The sequence below is a fragment of the Citrobacter sp. Cf116 genome (assembly GCF_030336505.1).
GTDB classification, from domain to species: domain Bacteria; phylum Pseudomonadota; class Gammaproteobacteria; order Enterobacterales; family Enterobacteriaceae; genus Citrobacter; species Citrobacter freundii.
Genome location: NZ_JAOWEQ010000007.1, coordinates 1 through 961, shown reverse-complemented (window position 1 = coordinate 961; position 961 = coordinate 1). Strand labels below are relative to the sequence as shown.

The 961-nt window shown below is 51.7% G+C and carries 2 protein-coding genes; both read right to left on the bottom strand.

Annotated elements, in window-relative coordinates; genetic code table 11:
* Positions 1–44: 44 nt before the first annotated feature.
* Positions 45–371, bottom strand: a complete 327-nt coding sequence (locus OGV74_RS00730; protein WP_032944471.1) for an RrF2 family transcriptional regulator — start codon at positions 369–371, stop codon at positions 45–47.
* A gap of 11 nt (positions 372–382) precedes the next feature.
* Positions 383–721: a hypothetical protein gene (locus OGV74_RS00725; RefSeq protein WP_286520114.1), complete on the bottom strand. Its 339-nt coding sequence runs from the start codon at positions 719–721 to the stop codon at positions 383–385.
* Between the last annotated feature and the right edge of the window lie 240 nt (positions 722–961).

Sequence of the window (961 nt, the reverse complement as noted above, 5' to 3'; positions counted from 1 at the left end):
TCGGCTGACCGGGTACTTAACCCGCCTTGCGCGGGTTTTGTGCTTTATGGGGTAGGGGATTTTCCCTGCGCCAGCTGTGCGACGGGGACCCACTCCAGAGCATTCAGCACGGGTTCAAATGAATCAGGCGTGTGAGTAACGGCGCGAACAACGTCAGCCACGCTGGGGTTTGCTTTGCTAAGATGGTACCCGCCACCGGCGCCACGCTGACTGGTAACAATTTCACTGCTGCGCAGCTTCGAGAAAATCTGCTCGAGGTAAGACACAGACAGCTTTGATTCCTTGCTGATTGATGCGATGGAAACCGGACTGCCGTTGTAAATCCTGTTGAGGATGGCAACGGCCTGAACTGAAGCCACCACACGTTTCATTCCAAACTCCATCATGCATCCTTTGCCGGTTCGCGACCGTATCCTGGGTTATCGTTTAAGGCGTCATTCAGAACCTGCATTGCCTCATTATGTGGGAGAGTCAGAGCAAGTTTGATCGCCGTTCCAAGAGCTTCAGCCGCACATTCAAACTTACGAGCGAGCCTGGCTGTTTCATCAACTTGTTCACTCATCGCTTCCATTTCAAAGTTGTGCTCAGTCCAGACTTCATCCATCACATCACTTTCAACTTCTTCACGTAATGCTTCTTTTACTTCCAGAACAGGCAAAACCCCGATTAATGCCTCGGCTGGTGCGCTGCTGAAGCGCAATGCCAGATCGTTAGCTGACATAAAAACCTCCGGAAAAAAGCCCGCCACGGGACGGGCAAAGAACACTTTTCCAATTTAACCAGAACAGGTCTTCGTCTCCTGTTTGGTTACGATGGTGGTATTACCATCACAATGCCCTGTGCACCGGGCATGAGGCTGGCAACAGCCATTGGTCAAACTCGTTATGAACGAACTGCAGTCTGTTGGTCGGCAGACGGGTCGCCCTTCTGGGCGAGCATGTAGCAAATCAGTCGAATGATT